Raw genomic sequence first — 23,124 nt, forward strand, 5'->3', positions numbered from 1 at the left:
CCTGGGCGGACGGCGGGGCCGTCAGCCGGCGGCCCACCGGCGGGCCGACTCGACGATCTCGTCCAGCCTGCCACCGTGCGCGCCGTGCCAGTAGACCTGACCGCACTCCCGGCACCGCCCGTACGCGTCGTAGCTGCGCTTGGTCCCCGCCTCCAGCAGCGCCGCCACCTCGCCCTTGGACGCCGCCACCAGCTCCCCGTTGCACGCCGTGCACCGCGTCCACGGCCGCAGCGGCGGCCTGAACCGCTCCAGCAGGTCGCGCAGCTGGTCGTCCGGCCGGGACCCGCGCACGTACGCGCCCAGCCACAGCGCCCGGCGGCGCAGCAGGCCGCGGTCCTGGGTCAGGAGCACCCGCCGCTCCGCGTTCGCCTGCGCCACCAGCGACGGGTCGTCCATGTCGTTGTGGTAGGCGGCGTCGAGCCCGAGCAGCCGCAACCGTCTGGCCAGCGTGCCCAGATGCACGTCCAGCAGGAACCTCGCCGCCGGCAGCGGCTGCGGCCGCGGCACCGACGCGACGTCCACCACGTCGCCGGGCCGCGGCACGTACGCGGGCGTCACCCAGCGCCCGCCGGCCGTCATCGGGCCCACCTCGGTCAGCGGGACGCCGACGGACTCCACGTGGTGGCCGAGCGTCGACGACCCGCCGGGGACGATCGGCCGCTCCGGCCCCCGTCGGCTCGCGGGCAGGAAAAGCTGCAGCTCTGGGGCGATGCGGAGGAGCGCCGTCCTTTCCGTCACGGTGTCCATTGTGCCTTTCCGCCCCTGACTACAGCGGGAGCCGCCACTCGTGCCACTCGTCGAGCAGTTCGTACCCCATGGCCTCGTTGATGGCCAGCATGTGCCGGTTCGAGACGGCGTTCCACGTGACGATCCGGTCGATCTGCGGCTCGCGCTCGCGCAGCCAGAACAGCGTGGCCAGCTTGAGCGCCAGGCCGAGCCGGTGGCCGCGGTGCTCCTTCAGCACGGTGGTGTCGCCCTGGTAGCCCCAGCGGGTGGAGCGGTCGGCGTCCAGGAAGACACGGGTGATCCCGGCGGGCGCGCCGTCGGAGGCACGCCGGGCCAGGATGTTGTAGCAGTCCTCGCCGGCGCGCGGCATCCGCTCCTCGCCGGCGCGTACCCGCTCCAGCGGCAGGCGCGCCGGCTCGACGCCCACGTCACGCGGCGCGTCGTTCATGCCGTCGAGCGTCGCGGCCAGGACGGGCAGCAGATCCTCGCCCGCCGGGCCGGTCCAGCGTTCCAGCAGGTAGCCGTCGATCCCGGGCGTCATGCGCGCCAGCCCGTCCCAGTCGGCCTTGCCCAGGTCGAGCACCCGCCTGGCCTCCTTGACGGTCACCGTCCAGCCGCGGGCGGCGGCGAAGGCGGCCCCGGGGCCGGTGACGGGCGTGTCGCCGAGCAGCAGGGTGCGGCCCTCCTCGCGGGCCCGTCCAACGGCATGGTCCAGCAGCGCGGTGCCCAGCCCCCGGCGCCGCCGCTCCGGGTGGACCACCAGCGGGAACAGGCCGGCCAGATGGGGGTTGTCGTAGTGCGGGAACCCCAGCCCGTAGCCCGCCACGACCCTGCCGTCCTCGACCACGGCCCACGCCTCGACCCGCGATCCCGGCGACCCCTCGGTGACCTGCGCCCCGAACCGGGGCTGCTGCCACAAGGGGGCGGGAACGTCCGCCATGCCGGCCATGTACGTCTCGTACAGGCCGACGACCAGTTCGTCCGTCTCGATCCGCTGGATCAGCATGGGATCAGACAAGCGCACCGCCCGCCCGCCACGCGACCGGTTTTACCGGCGGACGTCACCCACCCGGCTGGTCCACTGGGGGAAGTTCTCCACCTGGCTCGTTCACTGGCGGTAGTTCTCCACCTGGCTCGCCGGACGCGGCGACGCGCCGTCGGGGTCCTCGCCCACCCCGCGCCGGGCGCGTCGCTGCCGCAGCAGATCCCAGCACTGGTCGAGCGCCGCCTCCAGCTCCCTGACCCGGGCGTTCTCCTCGTCAGTGGCCAGGTCGCCGGCCATCAGCCTGGCACGCAGGCCGTGCTCCTCGTCGACCAGAGCCTTGATCCGGCCCAGAATCTCGTCGTCCCGCATACGCAGGACTCTAACTCGAACGTGATAGAACACGCCCTATGCCTGGTCTCGCCCTGGTAAGAAAGCCCGGCCCCCGCATCGCCGACGGCATCGTCACCAACATCAAGCGAGAGCCCGTCGATCCAGACCTCGCCGCCCGGCAGCACGCGGCCTACGTCGCCGCGCTCGCCGCCGAGGGCTGGCGCCCGGTCCACGCCGCGCCCGCCGACGACCTGCCCGACGCCCCGTTCGTGGAGGACGCGGTGGTGGTGGCCGGCCGGCTCGCCGTCCTCACCAGACCGGGCGCGCCGGAGCGACGGGCCGAGGTGGAGTCCGTCGAGGAGGTCGTACGGGGCCTCGGACTGAACGCGGTACGGATCACGCGGCCGGGCACCCTGGACGGCGGCGACGTCCTGCAGACCGGCCAGACCGTGTACGTCGGCAGGTCGGCCCGGACCAACGACGACGGCATCGCCCAGCTCGCAGCCCTGCTGCCCGAACGCCGGGTGGTCCCGGTCGAGCTGTCCGGCGTGCTCCACCTGAAGTCCGCCGTGACCGCCCTGCCCGACGGCACCCTCATCGGCGACCCCGGCCACGTACGGCTGCCCGGCCTGCTGGCGCCGCCGGAGGAATCGGGCGCGCACGTCGTGCCGCTCGGCGGCGACACCGTCCTGATGGCGGCCTCCGCGCCGCGCACCGCCGACCTGCTGGAGAAGCGCGGTCTCACCGTAGTGGCGGTCGACATCTCGGAGTTCGAGAAGCTGGAGGGCTGCGTCACCTGCCTCAGCGTGCTCGTACCAGGCGACTCTCAGCATGTGAGAAGGTGACCGGTCCACGCCGAGACGTCTGGTAGCGTGAGTCGCATGCTGCGCGGGCTCCTTCTTAGCTGCCGCGGCGAGGGCCTCTGAAGGCCGGCTCCCTCGCCGCGGAGCCAGCCATGCGCGTCGGCCGTTTTCTTCCGACCGACATCAGGAGCACTTCATGACCGCTCAGCAGCCCAGTCGCATGCCGTTCCAGCGCTATCAACCCTTCGAGCCGATCCGGCTGACCGACCGCACCTGGCCCGACCAGGTCATCACCAAGGCCCCGCGCTGGTGCGCGGTCGACCTGCGTGACGGCAACCAGGCGCTGATCGACCCGATGGACGCCCACCGCAAGCTGCAGATGTTCGAGCTGCTGGTGCGCATGGGCTACAAGGAGATCGAGGTAGGCTTCCCGGCCGCCTCCCAGACCGACTTCGACTTCGTACGCCAGATCATCGAAGAGAACCGGATCCCCGACGACGTGGTGATCCAGGTGCTGACCCAGGCCAGGCCGGAGCTGATCGAGCGCACCTTCGAGTCGCTGGAGGGCGCCAAGCAGGCCATCGTCCACCTCTACAACTCCACCTCCACGCTGCAGCGCCGGGTGGTGTTCGGGATGGACAAGGAAGGCATCACCGCCATCGCCGTCGAAGGCGCCAAACTGGTCAGGAAGCTGGCCGAGGCGAGCGACGTCGACATCCACTACCAGTACTCTCCGGAGTCGTTCACCGGCACCGAGCTGGAGTACGCCGTCGAGGTGTGCGACGCCGTCAACGAGGTGTGGCAGCCCACCCCCGACCGCAAGGTGATCATCAACCTGCCGGCCACGGTCGAGATGGCCACCCCCAACGTGTACGCCGACCAGATCGAGTGGATGCACCGCAACCTGCGCCACCGCGACTCGATCATCCTGTCGCTCCACCCGCACAACGACCGCGGCAGCGCCGTGGCCGCCGCCGAGCTGGGCTACATGGCCGGCGCCGACCGCATCGAAGGCTGCCTGTTCGGCAACGGCGAGCGCACCGGCAACGTCTGCCTGGTCACGCTGGGCATGAACCTGTTCTCCCAGGGCGTCGACCCGGAGATCGACTTCAGCGACATCGACGAGATCCGCCGCGTCGTCGAATACTGCAACCAGCTGCCCGTCCACCCCCGCCACCCGTGGGGCGGCGAACTGGTCTACACCGCCTTCTCCGGCTCCCACCAGGACGCCATCAAGAAGGGCTTCGAACACCTGGAGGCCGACGCCGCCATCGCCGGCGTCCCCGTCGACGACCACACCTGGGGCGTCCCGTACCTGCCCATCGACCCCAAGGACATCGGCCGCAGCTACGAGGCGGTCATCCGGGTCAACAGCCAGTCGGGCAAGGGCGGCGTCGCCTACATCATGAAGGCCGACCACCAGCTCGACCTGCCACGCCGCCTGCAGATCGAGTTCTCCAAGGTCGTCCAGGCCCGCACCGACGCCGAAGGCGGCGAGATCACCCCGGCCCAGATGTTCGCCATCTTCCAGGACGAATACCTGCCCACCCCCGGCAACCGCTGGGGCCGCCTCGGCCTGATGGCCCACCGCCACGACTCCACCGTCGACGAGAAGGTCCGCATCAACGCCGACGTCCGTGTCGACGGCGAGATCCGCGAGATCGAAGGCGTCGGCAACGGCCCCATCTCCGCCTTCATCGACGCCATCGCCGCCGTCGGCATCAAGGTACGCGTTCTCGACTACGTGGAGCACGCCCTGAGCGCCGGCACCGACGCCAAGGCCGCCTCCTACATGGAGTGCGAGGTCAACGGCGAAGTGCTGTGGGGAGTCGGCATCGACGCCAACACCACCACCGCCTCCCTCAAGGCCATCATCTCCGCCGTCAACCGCACCTCCCGCTGACCCACCCCTCCACCCCCCACCGCATGCCCCGCACGACCTGCGGGCCCGCATGCCCCGGCCCCACGCCCACAAGGCCTGTCGCCACACCTGATTCTCGACCGCACCCTGCTCACCATGGGGGGTGCGGTCGAGGTGTTCATCGGGGGTTGAGAGTGCAGTTGTGGACTTCGGCGTAGCGGTTCTGGGCTATGCGCATGAGGTCGGTGAGGTCTCTTATGCCATCTCGCCCTTGAGCCACCTTGGTCAGGTGAATATGGATCATGCGTTCTTTGCTTCCACAGGTGAACTTGGCGCTTACCTGGTAAGGCTGCTCAGCCAAGAGGCCTTCGGTCAGGTGGGCTGCCATGCCGTCACCGAGGTCAGCAGGTAGGGCTACTCCTCCATGCCGTGTGTAGGCTTCACGCTTGCCATCGATCAGAGATTTCAGATGCTCGCCAGGCATTCTGGGACCCTCTTGCATCCACCAGACTTCCAAGGGCCGAGGACTGATATCGGGAGCCCAACACTCACCGTTCCTCTCGTTGCCGTCCGTTCGTTCTGTGAGAGAACCGGTCGCACCGCTGGCGAGCCGAAATGCCCGCTCCGGGATGGGTTGCAGATGTACGGCGCGGAGTCTTTGATCAGCTGGGGAGTCGGCACCGGTGAGGAGACACTCGCCTGATCCGAAGTACATGCTGCGTTGAAGAGCAGAAGGGATGCCAGAGCAGCAGGGAAGCGGAGCGACCTCCGGACCGCATGCCCTGGCGCCCGCCCACCAGGCTCCCCTCCACGCCCGATTCTCGACCGCGTCCTGCTCACGCTTGGAGCGCGGTCGGAGTGTTTCATCCGGTCTTGAGGGTGCAGTTGTGCACTTCAGCGTAGCGTTTCTGGGCGATGCGCATGAGATCGGTCAGGTCCTTCATGGCGTCGCGGCCTTTGGAGATTTTGGGCAACGAGATGTCGATCAAGCGATCCATGGTGCCACAACGGAACTTCGCGCTGACGTTATAGGGCTGGTCGTTCACCGGGGGATTGGCCACGTACGCGGCCATCCCCTCGCCGAGGTCTGCGGGGAGCACGACTCCGCCATAACGGGAATAGACCTTCCGGCGGTCGTTCATGAGGAAGTCCAGATGTCCCTTGGGCATGCCGCCCTCCTGCATCCACCACACTTCCAGAGCTTGTGCGGAAGTGTCGGGAGCCCGGCAGTTGCCATTCCGATCGTTGCCGTCCGTTTTTTCGGGGAGGATCCCGGTGGTGTCGCTGACGAGACGGAACGCACGGTCTGGGACGAACTTGCAGAGGTACGGAGTGGAATCGACCACCGGCGAGGGGGGGAGGGATGGGTGGGCGACGTCGTCGACATCGGGAGCGCAAGCTGTTGTAAGCAATGCGAGCGTTGCCAGAGATGTAGAGGAAAGAAGGATTCTCATTTGCCACCTGCGGAATCAGATGGAATCTTGAGGCCGAGCAGGTCCTGCACGTCGCTGGTCGTACGAAAGGTGTTGCGAAAGCTGGTATATAGATCTTCGGAGCCTCCGGCTTTACGGCTCCACTTGAGGAAGCTGCTGTATTCTTCTGGACTCATGTCAGCAAAAGGCTTGAGCCTGGGCGGGTTGCCGACGACGAACGACTCGCCCTCCAGGTCCAGTCCGTCGAGCATACCCTTACTAAGCAACGCCGTAGAAAGCAACTGCTCTGCCAGTCGGTCCACCGCCAACCTGTTCTCTGCCAAATTCCGATGTACCTCGTCGAGGCTGGGTGTCTGCTCGGACGCATGTTTGGCCACCTGCCTGGAAAGCTCGTCATATGCGACCCCGGCAAGTTTTTCGTACCCCTTGCCGGCTATTTCGGCGAACGCCCCCGCTGCCAGGCTGCCGACGTGCTTGGCGCCTGGAACAGGGAGCAGGCCTATCGCGTCTCGCACCATGGTTTCCAGTGCTTCGTCTGCCTTCTTGTTGTCCAGTCCTTGAGCGATCGACGCCTGCTGCCGGACTTCGACGATGAAGCTGAAAGCGCGCGCCTCCGCGAGGGCGCGGTCGGTGAGGAATTGAAGGACATCTTTTCGGTCGACTTGCCCATTTTGGTCCATGTCGAACTGCTCTAGCTGAGCCTTTGTGAATCCGAATTTTTCGGCATTGGAGGCGTTGAGACCCACTGGCGGCACCTCCCGGGCGAGTGCTGCACGCATGTGTTCCGTCTGCGCTCTCACGACTGCCTCGAATCCCTTGTCGGTGGACGTGGCCACCACCAGCGCATAGGCCATGTCCTTGGCTGCGACCCCGCCAAAGGTCCCCTGATGGAGCAGCAAGTTCGAGATCTCATCCACATGGGCGGCGATCGCACGCGCCACTGGATCGCTCAAGGGAAGGTGCCTGTCGAATGCTGTCCTGTCTCTGATCTCCAGATTTCCGGAAGCGTCTTGTCCGAATGCCGTGCTGACCCCGTCCGAGACGATTTTCATCAGGCTTCCGGCCAGCGCCTTGCTGGTCGTGTCTTGGCCCGTGGTCGCGGTGATCAGCATGTCGTTGATCGGACTGTAATCAGCGAGGTACTGAGAAGCGCCCCACCGAGTCGTCAACAGATAGTCCAGGACGGACTGCTTCCACCCGGCCGGAGTGTGATTCAGGAGGGCATGAGACGCCTCCCGGCTGGACTTCGCCGCGTGGAACAGATCCTCCACCATCGACGACCGGTCCTTGGCGTTCAGTTCTCCGGCGGGCGCACCAGGTCTCAGCAGCGTGCCGAGTCCGAGTGAGCCGGCGAGGTCGAGGATCGGCAGTTGGGACCATCCGTAGTCCTTGCTGGCCGCCCACGCGTTCTTGCGCTGCTCGTACTCGTGGACGATCGCGTCGCGGCCCACAACCTCCATGAAGTCTTTCGAGTACGGCGGCTTGCCGTCGTGGGCGCGCCAGATGAGGGCTTGCGCCTGGTAGCCCAGGTGCCGTCCTGCGCCGGTGCCGTGCTGAGCGCGGCCTTCCTTCACCAGGTCTTTGAGGAAGTCGTCGCCCTGGTACGCGGGATCCTTGGGGTTGGTCCCCTTGGCCAGCGAAGTGCTCAGCATGCGGAGGACGTTCTGGCCCGATGCGGAGAGCCGTTTCTGGCGGGCCGAGTCGCCACGGGTCACGGCGTCACGCAACATCGTCGCGAGTGAGCCGGACATTCTCGTCACGCCTCGGGCTCCGATCGTGCCGAGGAATGCCTTCACGAACTCCGAGTCCCCGGCACGTGAGGCGTACTTCTCCAGTTCGGCCAAGGCCTTCTCGTCCCCGTCGGTGGCCTTCGCGGCGGCGCGGCCGGCGAGCGTGCCGTCCAGCAGGTCCTGGGCGTCATCCAGGCGGTCGGGCATTTCCAGGAAGCTACCGGCGGGGGTGCTCCGGCCGAAGGTCACCTTCTGGCGCTGCAGCTCGTGGACCAGTTTCTGGCGCCGTCGTAGATCCTCGGCCTGCTTGGTCACGCGCTGAGCCAGTTCACGCAGGCGGGCGGCCGGAGCGGTGTCGAGCCCCGCACCCTGCAGCTCGCGGTGCAGCTTCTGGGCCAGTTCGGCCAGCTGGCCTGCGGCCTGGGTGTGCTTGCTGGTCATCGTGTCGAACTCGACCTGCTTGACCCCGCTGAAGCCGCTCATGGCTTGACCGGGAGCGAGGCGAGCTTCTGGTTGGCGCTGTGCACGGCCTGCCTGAGCATCGCCTGCAACTCCCGCTGATCGGCATGGATCTGGGTGTCGAACCGGGCGCCCGCCGGCCCCACCCACGCGTCGCTCTCCATCAGCCGGCAGGAAGGCGTGAGCGCCCACCAATGCTCGTCGGACAACCGCTGGATCCGCTCCGCCGCGGCCCGCATCGCGTCGCGATCGAGGTCAGCCACGATGATCCCCTCGTACGGCTCACTCCACCAGAACCAGGAGGCGGCGTCTCCCACGTCGTTCAGACGTAATCATCACCGCGTCGACGAAACAAGCGGAACGACGGTGAAAGTATGGGAGCGTTCGAGATCTTGTGGGGAATGTACGGTCTTGCCGGGGTAATGCGATGGGTGTCAGGTCATGGTGGAGGCGCGTCTCGGCGGTACCAACCGGTCTGGAGCCCACGGCGTCTTTGCCCCTCACATTGGAACCGGCGCGCTCTCTGACTCCTTCAAGGCCACCATCTCCGCCGTCATCCATACTGCGGCGCAGGTCCTACGGTCTGGGGTGCTCTGGTCGCCGCCCACAAGGCCTCCGCCACAGTCGTTCTCGACCGAGTACGGGTCACCATCAGGGTGCAGGTGACGCGTTTATCGGGTGTTGAGGGGGCAATCGTGGATCTGGCTGTAGCGCTTTTGAGCGATGCGCATGAAGTCGGTCAAGTCCTTCATCGCATCTCGGCCTTTGGCGACTTGGGTCAGATAGATGTCGATCAGTCGTTTTTTGCCACCACAAGTGAACTTGGCGCTGACACGGTAGGGCTGCTCGGCCAGTAGTCCATTAGTGAGGTAGGCGGCCATGCCTTCTCCCAACTCGGCAGGGAGATCGACCCCTCCGTGCCGAGTATAGATATCACGTCTCCCCTCCCACAAGATGTTCAGATGTTCCTCAGTGACCCCGCCACCCATTTGGAGCCAGTTCACCTGTAGGGGCCTAGGGGCTACGTCAGGAGCCCAGCATGTGCCGCTTTCCTTGGTTCCGGTCGAACTTTCCGTGAGACGACCATCGCTCGCACTGACCATCAAAAATGCTTGCTTCGGGACCAATTCGCATACGTAGGGCTCTGAATCTGTGACGGCATGAAGCGGTGCAGGTGTTGAGACGGCCTGTTTCGTTGGGGAGCAGGCAACGGTGGTCAACACCAAGAGCTGGGCGACGAAACGCGCAGTACACGTCACTTGGCAGCTCCGTCGGCCCCGTCATCGAGGCCGAGGTAATCGTGCACCACACTAGTTTCTCGGAAGGTGCCGCTGAAACGGTCTAGCAGCGCACTGCTGCCACCCTTTTCGCGAGTCCAGGACAAAAACTCGCTGTATTCTTGTGAACTCATGTCCGTGAAGGACTGCAGGGTCGACGGAACTCCGGTGACGAACATCTCGCCCTCTCTGGGAAGTTCGTCAAGCGTGCCCTTGCTGAGCATCGCCGTGGCAAGGAGTTGTTCAGCCAGCCTCTCCACTGCTAGCCGATTGTTGATCAGTGTATGGTGGGTTCCATCGAGCGCTGAACCTCGCCGGGACATGTGCTGGGCGATGTGTTCGGCTATCTGGTCATATCCCGCTCCGGCCAGGTTTTGGTAGCTGTTTCCTAGCATCTCGCCAAAAACGCCTGTCGCAAGTTCACCCAGCTTCTTGGCACCTGGAACCGGGAACAAGCCGATCGCATCGGCAACCATGTTTTTCAGTTCCTCATCCGCCTTCTGGTCGTCCAGGCCTTTGGCGATCAATATCTGGCGCCGACTCTCCACGAGATAGTTGAACGGAACTGCCTGCTCCACTGTGCGATCATTCAGGTACTGCAGGGTGTCGCTCTTGTCGACCCGTCCGTTCCCGTTGAGGTCGAACCTGGCCACGTCGGCTTCCGTGAAACCGAATTGTTCGGCATTCGAGGCAGTAAGGCCAACAGGAGGAGCGCCGTCAAGCGCTATACGCATGTGCTCAACCTGCGCTCGCACCAGCGCTTCGAATCCCCTGTTATCGGAGGCGGCCAGCACCAGCGCGTACGACAAGTCCTGTGGCATGACATCGTCGAAGGTGGCACGGCTGAGGTAGAGCTTGGACAGTTGATCGATGTTGGCTGAGATTGCACGGGCCAGTGGGTAACTCAACGGGGCGTATCGATCATAAATCTCACGATCTCTTATCTCCAGATTCTCCCCGCCCTGCTGAAAGGCCCCGCGTATCTCGTCGGAGAGAACCTTCGTCATCTCGGCCGCCAGCTCCCGAGAGGTCGCGTCCTGGCCTGTGGTCGCGGTGATCAGCATGCCGTTGATCGGCTCGTAGTCGTCCAAGTACTGGGACGCGCCCCACCGCGTAGTCAGCAGATATTCCAGCACAGTTGTGTTCCACCCGGCCGGAGTGTGGTCGAGCAGGGCGTGGGAAGCCTCCCGGCTGAACTTCGCGGCGTGGAACAGATCGTCCACCATCGACGAGTTCTTCGTGGCCAGGCCGTTTGCCGGGGCTTCCGGTCTCAACAGGGTGCCGAGGCCGAGCGCGCCGGCGAGGTCGACGATGGGGACCTGGGCGCTGCCGAACGCCTGGCCGAGCCAGTCCTTGCTGGCCGCCCATTCGTCCTTGCGCTGCTCGTACTCGTACAGGATGACGTCGCGGCCGACGACCTCCATGAATTGTTTCGAGTACGGCGGGTTGCCGTCGTGGGCGCGCCAGATGAGGGCCTGTGCCTGGTAACCGAGGTACTGTCCCGCGTCGGTGCCGTGTTGGGTGCGGCCCTCCTTGACCAGGTCCTTGAGGAAGTCGTCGCCCTGGTAGGCGGGACTTTTCGGGTTGGTTCCCTTGGCCAGGGTGCGGGCGAGCATGCGGAGGACGTTTCTGCCTGATATGGAGAGTCGTTTCTGGCGGTCGGAGTCGCCGCAAGTCACGGTGTCACGCACCATGGCTGCGAGTGAGCCGGACATTTTCGTCACGCCTCGGGCTCCGATCGTGCTGAGAAAGGCCTTCACGAATTCCGGGTCCTCGGTACGTGACGTGTGATTCTCCAGTTCGGCCAGTGCCTTCTGGTCTCCGTCGGCGGCTTTCGAGGCGGCGCGGGCGGCGAGTGTGCCGTCCAGCAGGTTCTGGGCGTCTTCCAGGCGGTCGGGTATTTCCACGTAGCTGCCGGCGGGGGTGCTCCGGCCGAAGGTGACCTTCTGTCGCTGCAGTTCGTGGACCAGTTTCTGGCGTCGTCGTAGGTCTTCGGCCTGTCTGGTCACGCGCTGAGCCAGGTCTCGCAGGCGGGTGGCTGGGGCAGGGTCGAGCCCGGCCTCCTGGAGTTCCCGGTGCAGGGTCCGAGACAGCTCTTCCAGCCGTCCCGCTGTCTCGGCGTGCCTGCTGGCCATCGTGTCGAACTCCGCCTGCCTTACGCCGGTGAAGCCGCTCATGCCTTGACCGGGAGTGAGGCGAGCTTCTGGGTGGCGCTGTGCACGGCCTGTCTGAGGAGTGACTGCAGTTCGCGCTGGTCGGCGTGGAGTTGGGCTTCGAACCGGCGGCCCGCCGGTCCAATCCACGCGTCGGTCTCCATCAGCCGGCAGGAAGGCGTGAGCGCCCACCAGTGCTCGTCGGACAGTCGCCGGATCCGTTCCGCCGCGGCCCGCATCACCGCGGGATCGAGGTCAGCCACGATGATCCTCTCGTACGGCTCGCTCCACCTGAGACAACGTCAGGAGGCGGCGTCCCCCATGTCGTTCGCACCGTAATCAACAACACGTCAATGGAACAAGCGAAAGGGCGGTGAAAGTATGAGCGCACCAGAGGTCTGTTTGCAATTGTACGAGTTAGTGAATGATGTGCTGGTCGCCAGTGAAAATACAGAATGTTAATGTCGTGTGATTAAGGGATTGTGCGGCCAGCCGGGCGGGTGCGTGCTGGAACGATGAAGTGTGGCTCACGTCCCTTGGACCGGCCGGGTGGCGGGTGCGGATTCGAGTGGACGGGCGAGGAGGGCTGCGCCCGTGGCGGTGAGGGCGGCGGCGAGGAAGGCGGCGGCAGCGGCTGTCAGGGCGGCGCCGGTGATGCCGAGTGCCGCCGAGAGTGCGCTGAAGCCGAAGGGAGCGACCGCGGCGCCGGTGTAGAGGCCTACCTGCACGAGGTGGCCGGCGTTCTCGGCCCGTCCGGGCAGCAGCCGGATGGTGGTCGCCAGCAGCAGCCCGGTCCATCCCCATCCGGCGGAGAAGGCCAGGATGGCGCCGATCAGGAATGTCGCCGGGTTTCCGATCGCGATCAGCGCCAGGCCGATGCCGCCCGACAGCATCATGGCGGTGATCACCGCCGGGTTGTGCCGTGGCGCCCGGTCGGTGAGGGCGCCGGCGATCAGGCGTACGGCGATGGCGAGGACCGCGCTCATGGCCAGCAGGGTGCCTGTGACGTCGGCGGCCAGTCCCGAGTGGGTGCCGAGGTGGACGAAGTAGGAGGCGACAGCGTTGTTGCCGGTGGCCGACAATGCGGCGGCGACGGCCCAGAGCACCAGCGCGCGGGAACGCGCGGCCTTGACGGGGTGGGCGGCCCGCGCGGGCGCGCCTCCGCGGGTGAGCGGCGCCAGCGCGGCGGGGATGAGTGCCAGCAGCGCGCCGATCACCAGGGCGGCGCGCCAGCCGTACGGCTCGACGACGAAGGCGACCAGCAGTCCGGGTACGAGGGTCGCGGCGCCGAGGGCGGCGCCCACCATCCCGGCCGCCAGCGAGCGGCGGCGGGACGGGCTGCGTTCGGCGATGAAGCGGCTCGCGGCGGGCTGGACGAGGCCGTTGCCGAGCCCGCCGGACAGCAAAATCATGAAGAGAGCGACAGCCGAGGTGACTTGCGCCGTGAGCAGCATGGTGGCCGAGGCGAGCACGGACGCGGCGGCGAGCGTCGCCGGGATCGGCAGCCGGGCCGCCACCCGCTTGGCGAGTGGGGATCCCAGTGCGGTGGCGGCGTAGAAGGCGCTCATCGCCAGGCCCACGGTGGTCGTCGGGATGTGCAGGTCGGCCTCGATGGAGGGCGCCAGCGCGCCGACGGTGAACCCGGGCATCACGGTCGCGGTCGCGGTGAGCGAGGCGGCGACGACGCCCGGCCAGTGCGGTGCGGCGCTCATACCGGTGACCAGTTGCCCTGGTCCACGCGGCCGAACTGGACGTCGGCGAAGTGGATGCCGAAGCCGAGCACGTCCGGCGCCGAGAGCTCGCCGATCAGGCGGCGACGGGAGGCGGCGGCCTCGGCCGGGTCGTGATCGGGGGCGGCCGCGAGCTCGGGATGGGCTATCTGGACCGGTGAATGCAGCGCGTCACCGAAGGCGATCAACCGCCGCCCGCTGGAGCTGAGCACGTAGGTGGTGTGGCCGGGGGTGTGTCCGGGCGCCATGTCGACACGGACGCCGGGGAAGATCTCCTGCCCATCGGCGATCATCCGGACCTGGGCCGCCAGTTCGGGGTCGGCTCCGGCTGCCCATTCCGGCGCGGTCAGCAGGACCTCGGCGCCGCGGAAGGGCCTCGGGTCGTGCAGCAGCCACCCGGTGTGATCGAGATGGAGGTGGGTCAGGGCCACCGCCTCGATCTCTTCAGGGCCGCGGCCGAGCTTGGCCAGGTTGTCGAGCAGGTCGCCGCCGCGGATGGCGCCGTGCGCGTTGCCGGGCTCGGCGGGGTAGGAGACAGGGCCCACGCCGGCGTCGATGAGCAGGGCCCGCTCGCCGTGTTCGACCAGCAGTCCGCCGATGCTCGCCACCAGGTTGCCGCCCTCGTCGAGATGGCCGGGACGGTCGGCCCAGAACGCCTCGGTCGTCGCCGGCAGCCAGGAGAGCCCCGGCAACAGCACCACGCCGTCGGGAACGTAGCTGACCTTGAGGTCGCCGAGTTCGATGGTCCGGATGCCCGCCGGACGCGTCGTCGCATGTGTCACAGGCCGAACGTTATAACTGAAATTATTCTAACTGCAAGTATTCAAGCTTGAGGTAGAGTCGGTTCATGAACGAGGCGGAGCAGCTCGCCGAAGCGGAACGCAACCTGTGCGGCCTGGTCAGCGGCACTGCTCGGCTGATCGAGGACCACGTGCGCGAGCGGGCCGCGAAGCTGGGGCTGACCGCGCCGCAGGCCACCGCCCTGCGCGAGCTCACCGGCCCGATGACCCTGCGGGAGCTCTCCGACCGGATGAGCTGTGAGCCGTCCAACGCGACGTTCATCGCCGACAAGCTGGAGGGGCGCGGGCTGATCGAGCGCCGTGCCCATCCTCAGGACCGGCGGGCCAAGCAGCTCGTCCTCACCCCCGAAGGGCGGTCCCTGCGTGAGCGGCTCCTGGGGCTGCTCAGCGCCGAGTCCCCGTTGGGCGCCCTGTCGCGGCAGGAACAGGAAACGCTGCGTGACCTGTTGCTGCGCGCCCGCGGCACCTGACGCCCCTGCTTCCGCATAAGCCTGACGCCCCTGCTTTCGCATAAGCCTGACCCCTGCTTTCGCATAAGCCTGACGTCCTTGCTTACGCATAGGCCTGACGTCCCTGCTTCCGTGCAAGCCTGACGCCCCCGCTCCATAGTGAACGTTGCGTTTCTTAAGGTGGACGCTTATTCTCCTTAGAGAACGAGTCGTTCTCTAAGGAGGTGGCGGCATGGTCGTCGTGCTGACCGGGCTGATGCTCTGCATGCTGCTCGGCGCGCTCGATCAGACGATCATGACCCCCGCCCTCCCCTCCGTAGCCGGCGATCTCGGCGCGCTCGACCAGATGCCCGCCGTGATCACCGCCTACCTGGTGGCCGCGACCGTCGTGATGCCGGTGTACGGCAAGCTCGGCGACCGGTTCGGCCGCAAGCCACTCATGCAGGTCGCCATCGGGATCTTCGTGGCCGGGGCCGTGCTCTGCGCCATGGCGGCGACGATGCCGCAGTTCATCGCGTTCCGGGCGGTGCAGGGGGTGGGCGGGGGCGGGCTGATGATCGGCGCCCAGGCGATCATCGGCGAGGTCGTCAGCCCCCGCGAGCGCGGCCGCTATCTCGGGCTGATCGGGGCCGCCTACGTGGTGGCCGCCGTCGGCGGGCCCCTGATCGGCGGGTTCCTCATCGACACCGTGGGCTGGCGGTGGATCTTCGCGCTCTACCCGCCGCTCGGGCTGCTCGCCTTCGTCGTGCTCACCGCCACGCTCAAGCTGCCCAGGCCGCAGGGGCGCGCCCCCGTCGACGTGGCCGGGGCGGTGACGCTCGGCCTGGCCGTGATCGGCGTGGTCCTGCTCGGCCAGACGAGGAACCTCGCCTTCCTCGCCCTGACCGCGGTCGCCGTGGCGGCCTGGCTGGTCACCGCGCGCCGCGCGAGCGACCCGATCCTGCCGCTCCGGCTGTTCAAGGACCGGGCGTTCGCCATCCCGGTGACGATCAGCCTGCTCATCGGGTTCGCGCTGTTCGGCACCGTCTCGTACATCCCCGCCTATCTGCGGATCGCCCACGGCGCCTCGGCGACCGGGGCCGGGTTGCTGGTCACCGCGCTCATGGCGGGCGTGCTGACCACCACCGTGGTCTCCGGCCGGCTCATCACCAAGACTGGCCGGTACAAGGGCTACCCCGTGGCGGGCACCGCGCTCGCCGCGACCGGGCTGGCCGTGCTGCCGCTCGCCACCGGGAACGCGGCCGGGCTGGCCGGGGTGCTGCTGCTGATCGGGCTCGGCGTCGGCCTCGTCATGCAGGTGATGGTGATGGCCGCGCAGAACGCGGTGGAGTACGCCGATCTGGGCGCCGCGACCTCGTCGGTGACGTTCCTGCGCCAGATCGGCGCCTCCGCCGGGGTCGCCCTCGTCGGCGCGCTCATCACCTGGCGCTTCGCCGGCGGCATGCCCGACGCCGGGGCGCAGCTGGACGCCGGTGCCCGCGCCGCCTTCGCCGAGGCTGTCCCGCCCGTGTTCGCGGCCATGTCGCCGCTGCTCGGGGTGGCTTTCCTGCTCGCGCTGGCGCTGCCCGCGCGCCCTCTTCGCACCACCGCTCACGCCCAGGAGGCGTCATGACACTCGTCGCACCCTTGCGCTCGTTCAGCCGCGGCGACCTCGCACTCGCGGGTGGGAAGGGGGCCAACCTCGGGGAGTTGATCGCGGGCGGGTTCCCGGTGCCCGGCGGGTTCGTGGTCACGACCGCCGCCTACGCCCTGGTGGCCGCCGGGAACGTCACGCGCGCGTACTTCGAGGACCTGGAGATCCCGGACGCCCTGCGCCGGGAGATCCTGACCGCGTACCGGGAGCTGGGCGGCGGGCCGGTGGCGGTGCGGTCCAGTGCCACCGCCGAGGACCTGCCCGGGGCCGCGTTCGCCGGGCAGCAGGACACCTATCTGAACGTCGTCGGCGAGGACGGGCTGCTCGACGCGGTCCGCCGCTGCTGGGGCTCGCTCTGGTCCGAGCGCGCGGTCGCCTACCGTGACCGGCTCGGCATCGACCCGGCCGAGGTGCGCATCGCGGTCGTGGTGCAGCGCATGGTGGCGGCCGAGGCGGCGGGCGTGATGTTCACCGCCGATCCCGTCACCGGCGACCGCGGGCGGCTGGTCGTCGACGCGGGGACCGGGCTCGGCGAGGCGGTCGTCTCCGGCCTCGTCACCCCTGACCACTACGTGCTCACGCCGCGGGGAGAGGTCGCCGCGTTCACGCCCGGCCGCCGTGAGGTGGTGATCCGGGCCCTGGCGGGCGGCGGGGTGAGCCGCGAGAGCGGCGCGGACGCGCCCGCCGAGCGGCTGCCCGCGGACGTGCTGCGCGAGCTGGCCCGGCTCGGCACGGAGGCCGCCCGGCACTTCGGCCGCCCCCAGGACATCGAGTGGACGTATGCGGGCGGCGAGGTCAGTCTGGTGCAGGCCCGGCCGATGACCGCGCTGCCGCCGCCCCCGCTCGGCAAGCTCGGCCCGCTGCGCCGCAAGCTCGCCACCGTCCTCACGGAGTACGTCCCGGTCCGTCCCTACCCGATCGACATGTCCACCTGGCTGCCGCACGGGCCGGCCGGGCTGATGGGGCAGGTGACGGGCTACTACGGCCTGCACAGCGCGTTCGAGGGATTCGCCGAGGAGCAGGACGGGGTCGTCTACCGGCTGGTCCCGCCCCACCCGCGCCCCTCGCCGAGGGTGCTCGCCGTGCCGTTCCTGATCGCCGCCAAGGCCCGCCGGTACGATCCCGCGCGGTGGACCGACGACCCGCGCTTCTCCCGCTATCTCGACGGAGTGCGCGAGCTGAGGGCGCTCGACCCGGCCGCGCTGCCGTGGCCGGAGCTGATCCGGATGCCGCGCAGGGCGCTGGCCGCCGTGCGGCCCGTGGCCGGGCTGCGCATCGACTACCTGCCACGCAGCGGGCTGGCGCTGCTGCGGCTGTTCGCGTCGCTCAAGCTGCTCGGCCGTACGGACCTGTTCGGTGAGCTGGTCGCCGGGGCCCGCACCCGCACCGGCGACGCCAACCGGGCCCTGGAGGAGCTCGCCGAGGAGGCCAGGAGCACCGGCGCGCTCGCCGAGGACCCGCTGCCCGCGGCGTTCCAGGCCAAGCTCACGGAGTTCCTGGCCGAGTACGGTCACCGGGAGGGCGCCAGCCCGATCCTGGTCACGCCGCCGAGCTGGGCCGACGCGCCCGAGACCGTGCTCGACCTGATCAGGGTGCTGGCCGCGGAGCCGCGCCGGCCCGAGTCCGGCGACGACGCGCTGGACCGGCTGCTGGCCCACCCGCGTCTGCGCGGCGCACGCGGGCGGGACAAGATGCTGCGCCGGGTGCGCGCGGCCCGCGCCGGCATCGCCTTCCGGGAGGACAGCCACTTCTATTTCACGCTGCCGCTGCCCGTGCTGCGCCGGTCCCTCGTCGAGATCGGCCGCAGGCTGCGCGACGCCGGCGTGCTCGACGTCGCCGAGGACGTCTTCCACCTGAGGCTGGAGGAGCTGGAGGAGATCGGGGACGTGGCCGCGCTCGGCGACGAGCGGGCCCGGCGGCTGCGTGCGACGGTGACCGCGCGGGCCGCCCGGCGCGCGGAGCTCGCCGGGGTGCGGCTCATCGACCCGCGGGCCGTCTTCCCCGCCCGTGAGACCGCCGGCGCACTGATCACCGGCACCCCGGCGAGCGCCGGCACCGTCACCGGACCGGTCACGGTGGTGCGTGACGCGTCGGAGTTCGGCAAGCTGGCCGGCGGCGACGTGCTGGTCTGCCCCTACACGAACCCGTCGTGGACGCCGTTGTTCCAGCGGGCCGCCGCGGTGGTCGTCGACACCGGCGGCAGCGCCTCTCACGCGGCGATCGTGGCCAGGGAGTACGGCATCCCCGCCGTCATGGGCACCGGAGACGGCACCGCCGTGCTGGCCGACGGGCAGCGGGTGACGGTCGACGGCGGCACCGGCGTGGTCACGGCGGCTGGATAGGATGCCGGAAATGGTCACCGACCACCGCAAGCAGCCGCGCCGCCGCGGTGAGGAGCTCGCCTCCGCCATCCACCGCGCGACGCTCGACGAGCTGGCCGAGAGCGGCTACGCCAAGCTGACCATGGAGCGCGTCGCCGAGCGGGCCCGGGCGAGCAAGGCGTCGCTCTACCGCCGCTGGCCCACCCGCGTCGCCCTGGTCATGGACGCGGTCTACCACGCGCTGCCCGACCTGGCGGACGTCCCCGACACCGGCAGCCTGCGCGGTGACCTGCTGACCCTGCTGCGCGGCACGGCCGACATCCTGGCCGGTCCGATGGGGGAGGCGCTCCGCGGCCTGCTCGCCGAGGCGCTGCGCGACGAGGCCGCCGCGCGCGCCTTCAAGGAGAACTCCCAGGGGGCCGGCCGGAAGATGATGGCCGAGATCGCCCGGCGCGCGGTCGAGCGCGGCGAGATTCCCCCGGAGGCGGCCCTGCCGATCCGCCTCGACACCGGCCAGGCCCTGCTCAGGCAGCACTTCCTCTTCCAGGGCCCGCCCATACCCGACGCGCTGCTCGTCGACATCGTGGACGAGGTCATGGTGCCGCTGCTGACCCGTTAGCGCAGCCCCATCACCGCGGCCATGGTGCGCATGGAGTGGTCGAAGGCCGCGTGCCGGGCCTCGATGGTGTTGTTCAGCTGGCCGAACAGCTCGAAGCTGAGCCATCCGTACATGGCGGTCCAGGACGTGAGCGCGCGGAAGATCAGCTCGTCCGGCACCCCGGCCATGATCATGCGCACGTTGGCCGCGTCCGCCTCGAGCGTGTCAGCGGGGAGCGGGTGGAGCGGGGGCGGGTCGAGGACGCCTGCCTCGTACGCCTCGCGCAGGGTCGCGCCGAGCACGGTCACGTCGCGCACCCGGGCGGCGATCGTGTCCTGCGGCGCCTGGTAGCCGGGCACCGGCGAACCGTAGAGCAGGGCGTACTCGTGCGGGTGGGCCAGCGCCCAGTCGCGCGCGGCATGGCAGGCCGCCAGCCAGCGGCCCAGGAAGTCGTCGCGCGGGCAGGCGGCGTCGGCGCGCTCCACGGCCTCGCCGAGCGCGTTGTAGCCGTCGATGATCAGTGTGGTGAGCAGGTCGTCCCGGCTCGGGAAGTAGCGGTAGATCGCCGAGGACACCATGCCCATCTCGCGGGCGACCGCCCGCAGCGACAGGCCGCCGGCCCCCTCGGTCGCCAGCTGGCGCCGGGCGATGTCGGCGATCTCCCTGGTCAGCTCGGCTCTGACGCGCTCTCGCGCGGTACGGCTCGCTGTCATGCTCGCACGTTACCAGAGCGTGCGCCAGAAACGAGAGCAGTGCTCTTGACGACGCGTGCTCTCTTGAGAGAGCATTGCTCTCATAAGAGAACGGCAATCGCCTCGGAGGTCCCGGTGCTCAACGTCGCCAAGCACGCCAACATGGCACTGATGTTCTTCCTGGAGCTCGGCGTGCTCGCGTCCGCCGGCTACTGGGGGTTCACGCTGAACGCGCACTGGGGCGTGAAGCTGCTCGCCGGGCTCGGCGCGCCCGCGCTGTTCATCGCCGCCTGGGCCCTGTTCGGAGCGGGAGGCGGCGAGAACGCCATCATCCCGCTCACCGGCCTGGCCCGCGCCGTGCTGGAGATCCTCTGGTTCGGCGGCGGCGCGCTGGCGCTCTACGCGGCCGGCGCCGTCCGGCCCGCCATGGCGATGGCCGTCCTCTTCGTCGTCAACGCGGTCCTCCGCATCCTCTGGAAGCAGGTCTGATCATGGGCAAGCACGTCGTCGTGGGCTCCGGCCAGGTCGGCACGCATCTCGCACGCAAGCTCCTGGACCGGGGCCACGAGGTCACCGTGGTGACCCGGTCCGGCACCGGCCCCGAGGGAACCGTCAAGGTGGCCGCCGACGTCGCCGACCGGGACCGCCTCACCGAGATCACCCGGGGCGCGGACGTCCTCTACAACTGCGTCAACCCGCGCTACCACCGCTGGCTTACTGACTGGCCGCCGATGGCGGAGTCGTTCCTGGCCGCGGCCGAGAGCTCCGGCGCGGTGCTGACGATCCTCGGCAACCTCTACCCGTACGGCCCGGTCACCGGCCCCATGACCGAGGACCTGCCCCTCGCCTCCACCAACCCCAAGGCGCGGGTACGGGCCCGCATGTGGGAGGACGCGCTGGCCGCGCACCGGGCCGGCCGGATCCGGGTGACCGAGGTGCGCGGATCCGACTACTTCGGCCCCGGCGCCACCGACCAGTCCTACCTGGGCACCCGGTTCCTCCCGGCGCTCAAGGCGGGCAGGACCGTCCAGGTGGTGTGGCCCCTCGACGTCCCGCACAGCTGGACCTACCTGCCCGACGTCGCCGAGGCGCTGGTCGTCGCCGGGGGCGACGAGCGGGCGTGGGGGCGGCCGTGGCACGTGCCGACGGCGGAGCCGATGACGTTCCGCCAGGTGGGGGAGCGGATGGCGCGGCTGCTCGGCCGCCCCGCGCCGAAGCTGGCCCGGATCCCGTGGCCGGTGATGCGGACGCTCGGCCTCTTCCACCCGATGCTGGGCGAACTGCGGCACATCCGCTACCAGTTCGTCGCGCCGTACGTGCTCGACTCCTCCGCCTTCCAGCGGACGTTCGGGGTCAGGCCCACCCCTGTGGACGAGGCGTTCAAGGCTACGCTCGACGCGTGAGAACTGCCTTGATCGGCCTCGGCGACATCGCGGAGAAGGCCTACCTGCCGGTGCTGGCCGCCCAGCCCGGGCTCGACCTCCAGCTGTGCACCCGCGACCGGGCGACACTGCGCCGCCTCGGCGACGCCTACCGGATCGACCGGCGGTCCGGCACGGTGGAGGAGGTCGTCAAGGCCGGGGTGGACGTCGCGTTCGTGCACGCCGCCACCCCCGCCCACCCCGAGATCGTGCGGACGCTGCTGTCGGCGGGGGTGCACGTGTACGTGGACAAGCCGCTGGCCGACAACCTGGCCGACTGCGAGCGGCTGGCCGCGCTCGCCGAGGCCGAGGGGAGGTCGCTGATGGTCGGCTTCAACCGCCGGTACGCGCCGGGCTACACCGGCCTGGCGGAGCTGCCCCGCCACCTGGTGCTGATGGAGAAGAACCGGGAACGGCAGCCCGGCCCGCCGCGCGAGGTGATCTTCGACGACTTCGTCCACGTCGTCGACACGCTCAGGTTCCTGGCGCCGGGCGAGGTCACCGGCACCCGCTTCCGCACCAGGGTCGTCGGCGGGCTGCTGGAGCACGTCGTGCTGGAGCTGTCCGGCGACGGCTTCACCGCCATCGGGGTGATGAACCGGGCGGGCGGGGTCTCCGAGGAGAGCTGCGAGGTCATGGGCGACGGCGTCAAACGCCGCGTCGTCAACCTCGGCGACGTCGTCGACCACGCGGGCGGCGAGACGCTGCGCCGCCGCCCCGACTGGGTGCCGGTCGCCCGCCAGCGCGGCATCGAGGCGATCTGCCTGGAGTTCCTCGCCGCCGTCGGCGAGGGCCGCCGGGTCACCGCCGACGACGCCCTGGTCACCCACGCGATCTGCGAGGAGATCGTCAGCTCGATCGGCTCATGACCCGGTCCGCCTGCTCGTACATCCGGCTGAACGGCCGGCCGCCGAGCCGGCTGAGCACGGTGAAGCCCTCGGCGTCGCGCAGCGGGCTGGAGGACGAGACGACGCCGGCCACCGCGTCCCCGTGCAGCGCGGGGCCGCCGCTGCCGCCGGCCGCCGCGTGGCAGTTGCGGGTGACCAGCACGCCCGGCCCGTTCTCGGTGCCCTCCACCGCGTCGCCGAGGCAGTGGTACATGCGGTCGCCCGGATACCGCCTGCCCGCCGGATAGCCGAGGAGTTCGAGCCCGCGCAGCCCGGTGCCCCGGCTGGTCGCCAGGGGGCGCAGCCCGGGCCCGATCACGTCCTCCAGCCGGCCCTGCGGCTTGGCCGCCACCCCGACCAGCCCGACGTCGTAGGGGAGCAGGTCGGGCCCGAACGACCGGCCGCGCCAGCGGGACGGCACCCACGTCCGCACCACCGGCCACACGCCGTGGTCCGGCCGGCCCCGGTCGTAGCCGGGCAGGAACGCGAGCTGCTCCAGCATCCGGCCCCCGCTGCGGAGGCAGTGCGCCGCCGTGAGCACCAGGCTCCGGCTGCGCGAGCGCAGCACGGTGCCGCCGCACAGCACCTGCCTGCCCGACGCGCGGTCGCGGCCGACCAGCACCCCGGTGAGCCGCCGCGCGCCCGTGAAGGGCCGCGGCACCGGGGCGTAGCCGAGCCGGTCGCCGTGCGGCGTGAGCACCTTGCGCGCCGGGATGTTCCGCTGCGGGACCTCGGCGGCGCCGGAGGGATCGAGCAGGGCCAGACAGAGCACCAACCTCAACACCCACCTACTTCTAGCAGGTTGTGATCAGTGCCCTGACCTGCGACATCAAGGT

Annotated in this window: 23 protein-coding genes; 9 read left to right on the forward strand and 14 right to left on the reverse strand. The window is 69.2% G+C overall.

Annotated features, from left to right (window positions below; all coding sequences use genetic code 11):
- Positions 1 to 21: 21 nt before the first annotated feature.
- From ACGFI7_RS12225 to ACGFI7_RS12235, 3 genes are all read right to left on the reverse strand, one after another.
- Entirely contained in the window at positions 22 to 747 is a 726-nt protein-coding gene (locus tag ACGFI7_RS12225; RefSeq protein ID WP_393402700.1) for a Mut7-C RNAse domain-containing protein, read from the reverse strand.
- Between the two features lie 19 nt (positions 748 to 766).
- Complete coding sequence (locus ACGFI7_RS12230; RefSeq protein ID WP_393402702.1) at positions 767 to 1,732, reverse strand: GNAT family N-acetyltransferase; 966 nt, start codon at positions 1,730 to 1,732, stop codon at positions 767 to 769.
- A gap of 102 nt (positions 1,733 to 1,834) precedes the next feature.
- Complete coding sequence (locus tag ACGFI7_RS12235; protein WP_393402705.1) at positions 1,835 to 2,080, reverse strand: DUF2630 family protein; 246 nt, start codon at positions 2,078 to 2,080, stop codon at positions 1,835 to 1,837.
- A 38-nt stretch (positions 2,081 to 2,118) separates the two neighbouring features.
- Here ACGFI7_RS12235 and ddaH point away from each other — a divergent pair, with 38 nt between their 5' ends.
- Together ddaH and leuA are read left to right on the forward strand one after the other, a co-directional pair.
- A complete protein-coding gene (ddaH, locus tag ACGFI7_RS12240) occupies positions 2,119 to 2,886 on the forward strand; it encodes a dimethylargininase (RefSeq protein ID WP_393402708.1) in 768 nt (255 codons plus the stop codon).
- Between the two features lie 154 nt (positions 2,887 to 3,040).
- A complete protein-coding gene (gene leuA / locus ACGFI7_RS12245; protein ID WP_393402710.1) occupies positions 3,041 to 4,747 on the forward strand; it encodes a 2-isopropylmalate synthase in 1,707 nt (568 codons plus the stop codon).
- Positions 4,748 to 4,883: 136 nt separating this feature from the next.
- Here the strand turns inward: leuA and ACGFI7_RS12250 are convergent, their stop codons facing one another.
- From ACGFI7_RS12250 to ACGFI7_RS12290, 9 genes are all read right to left on the reverse strand, one after another.
- Complete coding sequence (locus tag ACGFI7_RS12250; protein WP_393402713.1) at positions 4,884 to 5,189, reverse strand: hypothetical protein; 306 nt, start codon at positions 5,187 to 5,189, stop codon at positions 4,884 to 4,886.
- A gap of 379 nt (positions 5,190 to 5,568) precedes the next feature.
- Positions 5,569 to 6,159: a hypothetical protein gene (locus tag ACGFI7_RS12255; protein ID WP_393402715.1), complete on the reverse strand. Its 591-nt coding sequence runs from the start codon at positions 6,157 to 6,159 to the stop codon at positions 5,569 to 5,571.
- Complete coding sequence (locus ACGFI7_RS12260) at positions 6,156 to 8,351, reverse strand: hypothetical protein (protein ID WP_393402718.1); 2,196 nt, start codon at positions 8,349 to 8,351, stop codon at positions 6,156 to 6,158. Before ACGFI7_RS12260 ends, ACGFI7_RS12255 begins: the two co-directional genes overlap by 4 nt.
- Entirely contained in the window at positions 8,348 to 8,590 is a 243-nt protein-coding gene (locus tag ACGFI7_RS12265; protein ID WP_393402721.1) for a hypothetical protein, read from the reverse strand. Before ACGFI7_RS12265 ends, ACGFI7_RS12260 begins: the two co-directional genes overlap by 4 nt.
- 408 nt (positions 8,591 to 8,998) lie before the next feature.
- A complete protein-coding gene (locus ACGFI7_RS12270; protein WP_393402723.1) occupies positions 8,999 to 9,208 on the reverse strand; it encodes a hypothetical protein in 210 nt (69 codons plus the stop codon).
- A 374-nt stretch (positions 9,209 to 9,582) separates the two neighbouring features.
- Positions 9,583 to 11,781: a hypothetical protein gene (locus ACGFI7_RS12275; RefSeq protein WP_393402725.1), complete on the reverse strand. Its 2,199-nt coding sequence runs from the start codon at positions 11,779 to 11,781 to the stop codon at positions 9,583 to 9,585.
- Complete coding sequence (locus tag ACGFI7_RS12280; protein ID WP_393402727.1) at positions 11,778 to 12,020, reverse strand: hypothetical protein; 243 nt, start codon at positions 12,018 to 12,020, stop codon at positions 11,778 to 11,780. The genes ACGFI7_RS12275 and ACGFI7_RS12280 overlap by 4 nt, the downstream gene beginning before the upstream one ends.
- A gap of 264 nt (positions 12,021 to 12,284) precedes the next feature.
- Entirely contained in the window at positions 12,285 to 13,469 is a 1,185-nt protein-coding gene (locus ACGFI7_RS12285; RefSeq protein ID WP_393402729.1) for an MFS transporter, read from the reverse strand.
- A complete protein-coding gene (locus tag ACGFI7_RS12290) occupies positions 13,466 to 14,269 on the reverse strand; it encodes an MBL fold metallo-hydrolase (RefSeq protein ID WP_393402732.1) in 804 nt (267 codons plus the stop codon). The genes ACGFI7_RS12285 and ACGFI7_RS12290 overlap by 4 nt, the downstream gene beginning before the upstream one ends.
- A 65-nt stretch (positions 14,270 to 14,334) precedes the next feature.
- Between ACGFI7_RS12290 and ACGFI7_RS12295 the strand changes: the two genes are divergently transcribed.
- From ACGFI7_RS12295 to ACGFI7_RS12310, 4 genes are all read left to right on the forward strand, one after another.
- Positions 14,335 to 14,757 carry a MarR family winged helix-turn-helix transcriptional regulator gene (locus ACGFI7_RS12295; RefSeq protein ID WP_393402735.1) on the forward strand — a complete coding sequence of 141 codons (423 nt, stop codon included), beginning with the start codon at positions 14,335 to 14,337 and terminating at the stop codon, positions 14,755 to 14,757.
- Between the two features lie 211 nt (positions 14,758 to 14,968).
- Positions 14,969 to 16,348, forward strand: coding sequence for an MFS transporter (locus tag ACGFI7_RS12300; RefSeq protein ID WP_393402738.1), 1,380 nt, complete (start codon positions 14,969 to 14,971; stop codon positions 16,346 to 16,348).
- Positions 16,345 to 18,711 (forward strand): PEP/pyruvate-binding domain-containing protein, encoded by a 2,367-nt coding sequence (locus ACGFI7_RS12305; protein ID WP_393402741.1) that lies wholly within the window; start codon positions 16,345 to 16,347, stop codon positions 18,709 to 18,711. The genes ACGFI7_RS12300 and ACGFI7_RS12305 overlap by 4 nt, the downstream gene beginning before the upstream one ends.
- Positions 18,712 to 18,721: 10 nt before the next feature.
- Complete coding sequence (locus tag ACGFI7_RS12310; RefSeq protein WP_393402743.1) at positions 18,722 to 19,309, forward strand: TetR/AcrR family transcriptional regulator; 588 nt, start codon at positions 18,722 to 18,724, stop codon at positions 19,307 to 19,309.
- Here the strand turns inward: ACGFI7_RS12310 and ACGFI7_RS12315 are convergent.
- A complete protein-coding gene (locus tag ACGFI7_RS12315; RefSeq protein WP_393402745.1) occupies positions 19,306 to 20,001 on the reverse strand; it encodes a TetR/AcrR family transcriptional regulator in 696 nt (231 codons plus the stop codon). The two genes, ACGFI7_RS12310 and ACGFI7_RS12315, sit on opposite strands and share 4 nt — an antisense overlap.
- A 114-nt stretch (positions 20,002 to 20,115) precedes the next feature.
- Here ACGFI7_RS12315 and ACGFI7_RS12320 point away from each other — a divergent pair, with 114 nt between their 5' ends.
- From ACGFI7_RS12320 to ACGFI7_RS12330, 3 genes are read left to right on the forward strand one after another with little or no spacing between them, the layout of a single operon-like run.
- A complete protein-coding gene (locus tag ACGFI7_RS12320) occupies positions 20,116 to 20,469 on the forward strand; it encodes a YrdB family protein (RefSeq protein ID WP_393402747.1) in 354 nt (117 codons plus the stop codon).
- Between the two features lie 2 nt (positions 20,470 to 20,471).
- Positions 20,472 to 21,383: an NAD-dependent epimerase/dehydratase family protein gene (locus ACGFI7_RS12325; RefSeq protein WP_393402749.1), complete on the forward strand. Its 912-nt coding sequence runs from the start codon at positions 20,472 to 20,474 to the stop codon at positions 21,381 to 21,383.
- The gene (locus ACGFI7_RS12330; RefSeq protein ID WP_393402751.1) at positions 21,380 to 22,270 is read left to right on the forward strand and encodes a Gfo/Idh/MocA family protein; all 891 of its coding nucleotides are present in this window, start codon (positions 21,380 to 21,382) and stop codon (positions 22,268 to 22,270) included. Before ACGFI7_RS12325 ends, ACGFI7_RS12330 begins: the two co-directional genes overlap by 4 nt.
- Here ACGFI7_RS12330 and ACGFI7_RS12335 read toward each other — a convergent pair.
- Positions 22,251 to 23,072 (reverse strand): trypsin-like serine peptidase, encoded by an 822-nt coding sequence (locus ACGFI7_RS12335; protein ID WP_393402753.1) that lies wholly within the window; start codon positions 23,070 to 23,072, stop codon positions 22,251 to 22,253. The genes ACGFI7_RS12330 and ACGFI7_RS12335 overlap by 20 nt on opposite strands.
- Between the last annotated feature and the right edge of the window lie 52 nt (positions 23,073 to 23,124).

The sequence above is a fragment of the Nonomuraea sp. NPDC048826 genome (assembly GCF_043198225.1).
GTDB lineage: Bacteria > Actinomycetota > Actinomycetes > Streptosporangiales > Streptosporangiaceae > Nonomuraea.

What these genes read in the sequence shown, in the direction of transcription:
- ACGFI7_RS12225 (WP_393402700.1), bottom strand. Translation starts at nt 747, where the DNA reads ATGGACACCGTGACGGAAAGGACGGCGCTCCTCCGCATCGCCCCAGAG.
- ACGFI7_RS12230 (WP_393402702.1), bottom strand. Translation starts at nt 1,732, where the DNA reads ATGCTGATCCAGCGGATCGAGACGGACGAACTGGTCGTCGGCCTGTAC.
- ACGFI7_RS12235 (WP_393402705.1), bottom strand. Translation starts at nt 2,080, where the DNA reads ATGCGGGACGACGAGATTCTGGGCCGGATCAAGGCTCTGGTCGACGAG.
- ddaH (WP_393402708.1), top strand. Translation starts at nt 2,119, where the DNA reads ATGCCTGGTCTCGCCCTGGTAAGAAAGCCCGGCCCCCGCATCGCCGAC.
- leuA (WP_393402710.1), top strand. Translation starts at nt 3,041, where the DNA reads ATGACCGCTCAGCAGCCCAGTCGCATGCCGTTCCAGCGCTATCAACCC.
- ACGFI7_RS12250 (WP_393402713.1), bottom strand. Translation starts at nt 5,189, where the DNA reads ATGCCTGGCGAGCATCTGAAATCTCTGATCGATGGCAAGCGTGAAGCC.
- ACGFI7_RS12255 (WP_393402715.1), bottom strand. Translation starts at nt 6,159, where the DNA reads ATGAGAATCCTTCTTTCCTCTACATCTCTGGCAACGCTCGCATTGCTT.
- ACGFI7_RS12260 (WP_393402718.1), bottom strand. Translation starts at nt 8,351, where the DNA reads ATGAGCGGCTTCAGCGGGGTCAAGCAGGTCGAGTTCGACACGATGACC.
- ACGFI7_RS12270 (WP_393402723.1), bottom strand. Translation starts at nt 9,208, where the DNA reads ATGGCCGCCTACCTCACTAATGGACTACTGGCCGAGCAGCCCTACCGT.
- ACGFI7_RS12275 (WP_393402725.1), bottom strand. Translation starts at nt 11,781, where the DNA reads ATGAGCGGCTTCACCGGCGTAAGGCAGGCGGAGTTCGACACGATGGCC.
- ACGFI7_RS12285 (WP_393402729.1), bottom strand. Translation starts at nt 13,469, where the DNA reads ATGAGCGCCGCACCGCACTGGCCGGGCGTCGTCGCCGCCTCGCTCACC.
- ACGFI7_RS12295 (WP_393402735.1), top strand. Translation starts at nt 14,335, where the DNA reads ATGAACGAGGCGGAGCAGCTCGCCGAAGCGGAACGCAACCTGTGCGGC.
- ACGFI7_RS12300 (WP_393402738.1), top strand. Translation starts at nt 14,969, where the DNA reads ATGGTCGTCGTGCTGACCGGGCTGATGCTCTGCATGCTGCTCGGCGCG.
- ACGFI7_RS12305 (WP_393402741.1), top strand. Translation starts at nt 16,345, where the DNA reads ATGACACTCGTCGCACCCTTGCGCTCGTTCAGCCGCGGCGACCTCGCA.
- ACGFI7_RS12310 (WP_393402743.1), top strand. Translation starts at nt 18,722, where the DNA reads ATGGTCACCGACCACCGCAAGCAGCCGCGCCGCCGCGGTGAGGAGCTC.
- ACGFI7_RS12315 (WP_393402745.1), bottom strand. Translation starts at nt 20,001, where the DNA reads ATGACAGCGAGCCGTACCGCGCGAGAGCGCGTCAGAGCCGAGCTGACC.
- ACGFI7_RS12325 (WP_393402749.1), top strand. Translation starts at nt 20,472, where the DNA reads ATGGGCAAGCACGTCGTCGTGGGCTCCGGCCAGGTCGGCACGCATCTC.